The following is a 286-nucleotide window of genomic DNA, read 5'->3' on the forward strand; positions in this document are numbered from 1 at the left end:
CAAGCGTCATCTGTCCAATCACCACGCGATTGTCAGTTACCGCGAGGGCACGTTCTTCCTCACCGACACCAGCAGCAACGGTGTCCAGGACGGCGAGAGCGGCGCACGCCTGCACAAGGGCGAACCGGTGCGCATCGAACACGGCAGCACCTACGTGCTGGGTGACTTCGAGATTCGCGCGCGCCTGGTGCGTGACCCGGCGACCTTCGACGGTGAAGTCGGCCGTCCACGCGCTGCCGGCAGCATCATCCCGGACGACGCGTTCCTCGATCTCGACCCGCTCAAT

The 286-nt window shown here is 65.0% G+C and carries 1 protein-coding gene; it reads left to right on the forward strand.

Translation table 11 applies throughout. The features are described from left to right. The coding region (locus BK660_RS30115; protein ID WP_123436401.1) for an FHA domain-containing protein at nucleotides 1-286 on the forward strand (286 nt) is incomplete at both ends.

The organism is Pseudomonas brassicacearum (assembly GCF_003732265.1).
Classification (GTDB): domain Bacteria; phylum Pseudomonadota; class Gammaproteobacteria; order Pseudomonadales; family Pseudomonadaceae; genus Aquipseudomonas; species Aquipseudomonas brassicacearum_D.